Source organism: Skermanella sp. (assembly GCF_059503625.1).
The window spans coordinates 1-7,884 of sequence record NZ_JCACHA010000885.1 but is presented as its reverse complement, the minus strand read 5'-3'; the positions used below and the strand labels follow the sequence as shown (position 1 = coordinate 7,884).

The following is a 7,884-nucleotide window of genomic DNA, read 5'->3' as shown; positions in this document are numbered from 1 at the left end:
AGACGGCGCCCGAGCCCGAGCTTCGCGAGATGGCGGCACGTGCCGCCCCGGCCCTCATGGCCGGATTTGCTCCGCGTCCGGCTCTGCCGCCGCGCAACCTCATCCCGATGATCCCGCAAAGCCTGATCCGGCGGCCGCTGGATCAGGACACCGTGGATGCCGATTAGAGATCCGGAAATCGGAGTATGAAGATCGCAGCCGGTTTCCGCAGGAGTTTCGAGAAAGACCGGCCAAAATCAGTATTACTTTATTCCATCTCCTTGTGACGAACCGTCGGTTGAATTTCTTGCCAAAGCATTAATAATACCGCTATCGAGAGCGGGGTTATTGCTTCGGAGGTCATTGATGGGAATGCTTCGGGGATCGCCGCTCGTCAGCCGCCTGGTTCTCCCTGTGATTTTCATGTTCGTCGTCGGGGCGGCGACCATCTTCGGGCTGGCCGTCGTTTCAGCCTGGTGGCAGGACGAAGGAGCGGCAACAGAGTCGAAGCGGATCGTCGACCACGCGCTGGAGGAGGCGAAATCCGCCCTAGCCGTGCTCGCCAAGGACTATACGTGGTGGAACGAGCCGATCACCCATCTGTATGTCGAGTTCGATCCCGGCTACGCCGACCGCGACTTCGGCGTTTTCCTGACCGGCCAGCACAATGCGGCGGCGGTTTTCCTGCTGGACGCGGACGGCCGGGAAATCTATGGGCGGATCGGCGAGACCGTCACGGATACCAGCGCCGGGAACGGCGGCGGCTTCACCTCCGACGCCGATCTGAAAGCGCTGTTCGAACAGGCGATGGCGTCGAAACCGGAAGAGCCGGTCCCGGCGACCGGCTTGGTGCCGTTCGACGGCGGCATCCACATCGCGGCGGCGTCCCGCTTCACCCCGGAAGCCGGCACCGACGAGTTCGATGCCGCCGTCAGGCCGGGGGTCCTGGTGATCCTGCGCGTGATCGACGGCGAATTCCTCGAAAAGCTGAGTCAGGCGACCCAGATCCGCAATGCCGCCATCCTGGGCCCTCCCGGCCCCAAAGACGATGCCGCCGTTACGCCGTCGATGCTGATGCTGGCCGCTCCGCTGAACACTCCGCTCGGCGTGCTGACCTGGGACGCTCCGACTCCGGGACGCGATTTCCTCCACTGGTTCCTGCCGCCGCTTCTGGCCGTCGCCGTCGTCATGGGCCTGCTCCTGGCGCTGGTGCTGCGGCGCGCGCGCCAGTTCGCCGAACATCTGGCCGCCAGCGAAGAGCGTCTGGCGCTGGCACTGGATGCCGCACGGGACGGGCTGTGGGACTGGAACCTCGCCACCGGCGACGCGCATTTCAGCGAACGCTGGGCTACCATGCTGGGCTATTCGCCCAGCGAGATCGAGCCAAGGATCGAGGCATGGGAAAAGCTGATCCATCCTGACGACAGCACCGCGACTCTGGAGGCCCTGGCCCAATGCCGCCGGGGCCGCTGCCCTACTTACGAGGCGGAGTACAGGATGCGGTCGAAGTCCGAAGGCTGGCTGTGGATCCTCAGCCGGGGCAAGGTGGTGAGCGCCAATCCGGCGGGAGGCGCACAACGCATGGTCGGCACGCACACCGACATCACCGCCCGCAAGCTGGCCGAACGGAAAGCGGAGGACGCCCGGGCGGAAGCCGAGGCGGCAAGCCAGGTCAAGAGCCATTTCCTCGCCAATATGAGCCATGAGCTGAGGACGCCGCTGAACGCCATCATCGGCTTCTCCGACATGCTGCTGCGCGAGTTCTTCGGCCCGCTGACGCCCAAGCAGAAGGAATACGCGGGCGCCATCAATTCATCGGGCAACCACCTGCTGGAAGTGATCGGCGACGTCCTGGACCTGACCAAGGTCGAGGCCGGGCGGATGGAGCTTCACCGCGAGCCGGTCGATGTCTGCGCACTGGTCCGGTCCTGCGTCGCCCTGATGGGAAGCGAGGCGCATGCCGCCGGCGTGACGCTGGAAGCCAGCCTGCCGCCGCAGCCCATCGACATCATGGCCGACAAGGTCCGGCTGCGGCAGATCATCCTGAACCTGCTGTCCAACGGCGTGAAGTTCACGTCTGCCGCCGAATGCGACCGGCGGGTCGATGTCACCGTCACGCCGGCCCGCCACCGGCTGGAGATCAGGGTGAGCGACACGGGCATCGGGATGCGCGCGGAGGACATCAAGGTGGCGCTCGAGCCGTTCCGCCAGATCGACGACAGCATCGCCCGGCGCCACCAGGGCACTGGCCTGGGTCTGCCGTTGGCAAAGACGCTGTCGGAACTTCACGGCGGCGAACTGAAGGTCACCAGCGAGCCGGGCCGGGGCACGACGGTCATCGTCAGCCTGCCGAGGACGCAGCGCCCCGTGCTGGTCCATCCCGTCAACGAGCAATCGGCTTGAAAGAAACCGGCGCCCCGGTCGCGACCCAGTCGCCGCCGGGACGAGCAGCCGGGACGGCTGGCTGGGACGCGGCAGCCGGAACCGGTATGGAGACCGGCGGCGCGACGGGCGGCGCGGCTGCCGGAGCGGGGGCCGCAATCGGGGCGGGGGCCGCCAGTGGCGAGGACTGAACCGTCCGTGGCGGCGCCTTAGCCGGCGGAACCTGCATGACCTCGGCCTGCCGGACCGGAGCCGGCACCGCCACGACGGTGGTCGCCGTCACCGGCGGCGGTTCGTCCATCTGGTGGACCAGCCGCGTGTGGATATAGGCATGCCGGTCGCCCATCTTCACGGCGAACCACTCCGCACCCGGAACCTTGCCCAGGACGTCGAGCGGCTGTCCCGCCTTGATCCCGCCGACGACCGGGAAGTCGGTGCTGGGACCGGCGCGCAGGTTGGCGGCCTTGCCGACCTGCCAGCGGCCCGCGACCGCCTCGAAGTCGGGCAACCTCGCGGCGGGAGCCGGAGCGGGCTTCGGCGGCTCGGCCGCTTGCTGGGTGAAGGGAAGACCCTGGCAGGCGCTCAGCGAAATCAGGAGAGCGGCGGCAAGGACTGGACGGCGCATGGCAACGGTACCTTCGGATAGCTGGCCGGCACGGTGACCGGCCGTTCGCACCGACCCTAACGGGAATGCCTTGCCGACCCGTTAACCACGCGTAGTCTCAAACGGGGAGAAATCCCCAGGATCACCCCGGCTTTCCCCGTTCGGCAACGAGATCGGCCATGGGAATGCCGGAAGCACCCTGCCCCCGGTAGCCGGCGGCGACGCCGGCCCGGTCGGGTTCGGGCCGGTTCTGGCTGACCTTCCACTTGCCCTCGATCCGGCCGATCGGGATCTCGACGCCGATGATGCCCTTGATCTGCGCCGCCACGAAAGCGGCAGGCGCGTCGCCGACCTGCCAAGGCTCCGGCCTCGACGCTTCCCGCGCCTGCGTCAGGCTCTCGATCTGCCGCCGCAGCCAGTCGGCGTCGTCGATCACGGCGGGCTTGCCCCAGGCATGGACCGTCGCGTAGTTCCAGGTCGGCACGACCTTCCCCGTCTCCCGCTTGGTCGCGTACCAGGAAGGCGTCACGTAGTCCTGCGGCCCCTGGAAGACCACGAGGCATTCCTCCACCGCCGCAAGCTCCCGCCACTGCGGATTGGCGCGCGCCATGTGGCAGAGCAGCGTGCCGCGTTCCGATGCGCAGGGGTCGATCAGGAACGGGATCGGGTTGGCCATCAGGCCGCCGGGACCCGAGGTGATCAGCAGACCCAGCGGATGGGACCTGATGAGATCGTGCTGAACGTCGAGCCGGTCTTCCCGGAAATGGGGCGGCTGATACATGGAGATTGTCCTGTTCGAATGATCCTGGCGGACACTGTCGTACCAAACTACACCGGATAGGCCATGCCGAGCTTGCGCAGGATATGCCGGTCCGAAATCTCCGGCAAGACGGCATCGTGATGTCGTTTTTCATGCTCTCGGCACGCCGTTCACTGCCGTCAAGGCGGTGGCCGAGACGTTGGAAGAATTGAAGCGGACGGGGACCCCGAAGGGACGGGAATCGGATATGGTAAGCTATGCCGAATTCTCCAGCGTCGTGGACCTGCCGTTCCACCAGAACTGGGCCGACCGCTTCGGCGGCTGAGCCTTCCGCGACATCGCAGCGAAAAAACGAACTCCGGGAGGGAGTTATGGAAGCGCAGTTGAAAGCCGAATTTCCAGCCGACACGCCGCCTGACGCCGTCGCGGCAAAGCCGTCGGAACTGGCCCCCGCATTGGGCGCGGGTCTCCGCGAACTCTTGGGAGATCGTTTCTCGACCGCCCTGGCAGACCGCGAGCACCATGGCCGGGGAGAGTCCTACCATGCCATCCAGCCGCCGCAGGCGGTGTGCCGGGCGCTCTCGACCGAAGAGGTCTCGGGCATCGTAAAGCTCTGCGCCCGGTTCGACACGCCGGTCGTGGCGTTCGGGGCCGGCACGTCGCTCGAAGGCCACGTGGCGGCGCGCCGGGGCGGCATCTGCATCGACGTCGGCGGCATGACCCGGATCGTCGCCGTCCGGCCCGGCGACCTGGATTGCACGGTGGAGGCCGGCGTCACGCGCCAGCAGCTCAACGCGCATCTGCGCGATACGGGGCTGTTCTTCCCGGTCGATCCCGGCGCCGAGTGCACGATAGGCGGCATGGCGGCGACCCGCGCTTCCGGCACCAATGCGGTGCGCTACGGCACGATGCGCGAGAACGTCATCTCGCTGACCGTGGTGATGGCGGACGGCAGCATCATCCGGACCTCCAGCCGTGCCCGGAAATCCTCTGCCGGATATGACCTGACGCGGCTGATCGTCGGGTCGGAAGGCACGCTGGGCATCATCACCGAAGTCACGATCCGGCTCTACGGCGTACCGGAGGCGATGGCATCGGCCGTGTGCTCCTTCCCCGACATGGGATCGGCGGTCGCCGCAGTCACCACGATCATCCAGTTCGGCATCCCGGTCGCCCGCGTCGAGTTCCTCGACGGCAACGCGATGCGCGCCACCAACAGGCACTCGGGCCTCACCCTGAACGAGGTGCCGACGCTGTTCTTCGAGTTCCACGGCAGCGAGGCTTCGGTCGCGGAACAGGCCGGGCTGGTCAAGGAGATCGTGGCGGACAACGGCGCCTCCGATTTCCAATGGGCATCCGACCCGGAAGCCCGCGCCCAGCTCTGGCGCGCCCGGCACAACATCCACTACGCGATCCAGGGCATGCGGCCCAATGCGCGCGTCTGGAGCACCGATGTCTGCGTGCCGATCTCGGCGCTGACCCAGGTCATGACCGAGACCCAGCCGGACCTTGAGGCGGCGTCGTTCTTCATCGCCACGGTCGGCCATGTCGGCGACGGCAACTTCCATCTGGGATTGTGCATCGACCCGACCAGTGCCGCGGAACTGGCCGAAGCGGAGATCCTCAACGAGCGTCTGGTCCGCCGCGCCATAACCTTGGACGGCACCTGCACCGGCGAGCACGGCGTCGGCTACGGCAAGGCCAAGTTCATGAACCTGGAACACGGCGACGGCGTCCGCTTCATGCGCATGATCAAACAGGCGCTCGACCCACAGGACATCCTCAATCCGGGAAAGATCCTGCCTGCGGCGTGACGACGCGGGAAGACTGATCGGTGAGAGACCGGACAGGCATACGGTTGCGTGCAACTTACGGGCTGATATAACGGCTACCCGATAAAAGTCTCAGGCGCCGCAACCATGTCAGCACCGGTCGAGGCAGTCGGCGGCGCTTCGGGCGACCGTCGGCTGATCCGTCGTCACGATCAGTTCGCCAAGACCCTGCTCGACCAGCCCGGCATCGCAGACGCCTTCCTGCGGGAGCGACTGCCGGCCGCCGTCGCGGCGCAACTCTCGGCGGAACCGGCGATCGACCGGTCGGAGAGCTTTGTCGATCCGACGCTGGCGGAACTTCGCGGCGACCGCATCTACAGCCTTGCGACCCGGGAGGGGCGGCCTTTCCTGATCTGGACCCTGGTCGAGCACAAAAGCTCTCCCGAAGCGGATTCCATCGTACAGGTGCTGGGCTATCTGACCGGCGTCGCATCGAGCAACGCCCAGCGGCGCATCAATCCGGACGGAACGGTCTGGATCGTCCCCGTCCCGGTGTTCGCGGTCATCCTTTACCACGGCATCGACCGCTGGTCGCTGCCGACCAGCCTCGGTGCGGCATATGGATTGCCGGCCGAGATGGTAGGCGCGGGTTTGCTCGATTTCAGCTATACTCTGGTCGATCTGACGACGATTCCCGATGCGGAGCTGTCTGGCCATCCGGAGCTTCAGGCGGGCCTGCTGGTGCTGAAATACGCGGCCCGCGACGACGATCCGGAAGTCACGCTGGACCGGTTGCTGGGAGCGGCGGCGGTGGTCGGCTTGTCCATCGTCCGTATCGTGGTCAGGTATCTTTTCGGGACGAGCGACGCCGCGCAGCTGGGTCGCCTCAGAACCGTGCTGGGACGTATGATACCGGGGCAGGAGGACGACGTTATGCCGACGATCGCAGATGTCTTTGTGGCGCAGGGCCATGCGCAAGCCAAGACCGAAACGCTGATGCGGATGCTCCGCCGGCGGTTCGGGGAGGTTCCAGAAACCATCGAACGCAAGGTGTCCTCGGCACCGGTTGCCGACATCGACAACTGGATCGATGCCATAGTCGACGGCAAGCCGCTGGACGCGGTGTTCGAAGATCCCAAGCACTGAGAACGGCGCCTGGAACAGCCGGTCCATCCACAGCCGGAAAGGACGTCCCTGGCGCAGCCTTGCGCACGGGCGTTCCTTGACCGTTCCCCAACGTTCCCTACACGGAAATACCGGATTACCGGCAGAACCAAATCCCTGCTGTCCTGTTCGTATTCGGATACCGATGCAACCGATCGTTCAGGGGGATCCCTCGATGCGCGACTCTCCGCCCAGCATTGTCACCGACAACGCAGCGCGCAGCCGTTACGAGTTGACGGTAGGTGACGATGTCGCCTTCATCGACCATGTCGTTGAAGGCGATGCCGTTGCCTTCGTGCATACCAAGGTGCCGGAGTCCATGGCGGGCAAGGGCGTCGGATCGAAACTGGTGAAAGGCGCGCTGGAAGACGCGCGCCGCCGGGATTTGAAGGTCGTGCCGCGATGCTCCTTCGTCCGGGAGTATGTCGTGAGGCACCCAGAGTACCAGGACGTCATCCAGCCCGTGGCCGGAAACGAATAAGAATCCGCATAGGACAAGGGGAGAAAACGTTGAGGAATGCGACAGCTCCGCGCCCGGTCAAGGTCGCGCAATCCGCGGCCAAGCTGGATGTCGGGTTTCTTGAAGATGTTCTCGATGGCTTGGGGTTGGCGGAAAAGACCTTGCCGGCCAAGTATTTCTACGACGAACGAGGCTCGAAGCTCTTCGACGAGATCTGCGAACTCGAGGAGTATTACCCGACCCGGACGGAAACCGCTTTGCTCGCCCATCATGCCGGTGACATCGCGGCGCAGGTAGGCCCAGGCGTTTCCCTGCTGGAACTCGGCAGCGGATCCAGCACCAAGGTCCGCCTCCTGCTGGACAGGCTCGACCAGCCCACGGCCTACATCCCCGTCGATATCTCGCGGGAGCACTTGAAGGTTTCGGCGGCCCGTCTCGCGGCCGACTATCCCGGCCTGAAGGTCACCCCCGTCTTTGCCGACTATGTCCATGGATTTCCGGTATCGGTGGACGGCGGAGCCGACCGCACTCTCGCGTTCTTCCCCGGCTCGACCATCGGGAACTTCCACCCGGTGGAGGCCCAGTCCTTCCTGGCACGTCTCGCCCGGCGGTTGGGCGCCGGCAGCCGGCTGCTGATCGGCGTCGATCTCAAGAAGTCCAGGGAACGGCTGGAGGCGGCATATAACGATGCCGCCGGCGTGACCGCCGCCTTCAACCTCAACCTGCTCGAACGGATCAATCGCGAGTTGGACGGCACCTTCGA

Annotated in this window: 8 protein-coding genes; 6 read left to right on the top strand and 2 right to left on the bottom strand. The window is 65.7% G+C overall.

What is annotated here, in order from left to right:
* Window positions 1-345 precede the first annotated feature (345 nt).
* Window positions 346-2,382, top strand: a complete 2,037-nt coding sequence (locus AC5JJ6_RS32250; protein ID WP_496045972.1) for an ATP-binding protein — start codon at window positions 346-348, stop codon at window positions 2,380-2,382.
* On the opposite strand, the gene AC5JJ6_RS32245 is transcribed toward AC5JJ6_RS32250, so the two are convergent.
* Window positions 2,363-2,986 (bottom strand): SH3 domain-containing protein, encoded by a 624-nt coding sequence (locus AC5JJ6_RS32245; protein WP_496045971.1) that lies wholly within the window; start codon window positions 2,984-2,986, stop codon window positions 2,363-2,365. The two genes, AC5JJ6_RS32250 and AC5JJ6_RS32245, sit on opposite strands and share 20 nt — an antisense overlap.
* A 121-nt stretch (window positions 2,987-3,107) precedes the next feature.
* Window positions 3,108-3,746, bottom strand: a complete 639-nt coding sequence (locus AC5JJ6_RS32240; protein ID WP_496045970.1) for an FMN-binding negative transcriptional regulator — start codon at window positions 3,744-3,746, stop codon at window positions 3,108-3,110.
* Window positions 3,747-3,924: 178 nt separating this feature from the next.
* Here AC5JJ6_RS32240 and AC5JJ6_RS32235 point away from each other — a divergent pair, with 178 nt between their 5' ends.
* From AC5JJ6_RS32235 to AC5JJ6_RS32215, 5 genes are all read left to right on the top strand, one after another.
* Window positions 3,925-4,050 (top strand): hypothetical protein, encoded by a 126-nt coding sequence (locus AC5JJ6_RS32235; protein WP_496045969.1) that lies wholly within the window; start codon window positions 3,925-3,927, stop codon window positions 4,048-4,050.
* Between the two features lie 46 nt (window positions 4,051-4,096).
* Entirely contained in the window at window positions 4,097-5,539 is a 1,443-nt protein-coding gene (locus tag AC5JJ6_RS32230) for an FAD-binding oxidoreductase (protein WP_496045968.1), read from the top strand.
* Window positions 5,540-5,644: 105 nt separating this feature from the next.
* Window positions 5,645-6,643, top strand: coding sequence for an Rpn family recombination-promoting nuclease/putative transposase (locus tag AC5JJ6_RS32225; RefSeq protein WP_496045967.1), 999 nt, complete (start codon window positions 5,645-5,647; stop codon window positions 6,641-6,643).
* A 193-nt stretch (window positions 6,644-6,836) separates the two neighbouring features.
* On the top strand, window positions 6,837-7,142 hold the full coding sequence (locus tag AC5JJ6_RS32220) for a GNAT family N-acetyltransferase (protein ID WP_496045966.1): 306 nt from the start codon (window positions 6,837-6,839) through the stop codon (window positions 7,140-7,142).
* A 29-nt stretch (window positions 7,143-7,171) separates the two neighbouring features.
* A partial coding sequence (locus tag AC5JJ6_RS32215) for an L-histidine N(alpha)-methyltransferase (RefSeq protein WP_496045965.1) occupies window positions 7,172-7,884 on the top strand: 713 nt, incomplete at its 3' end.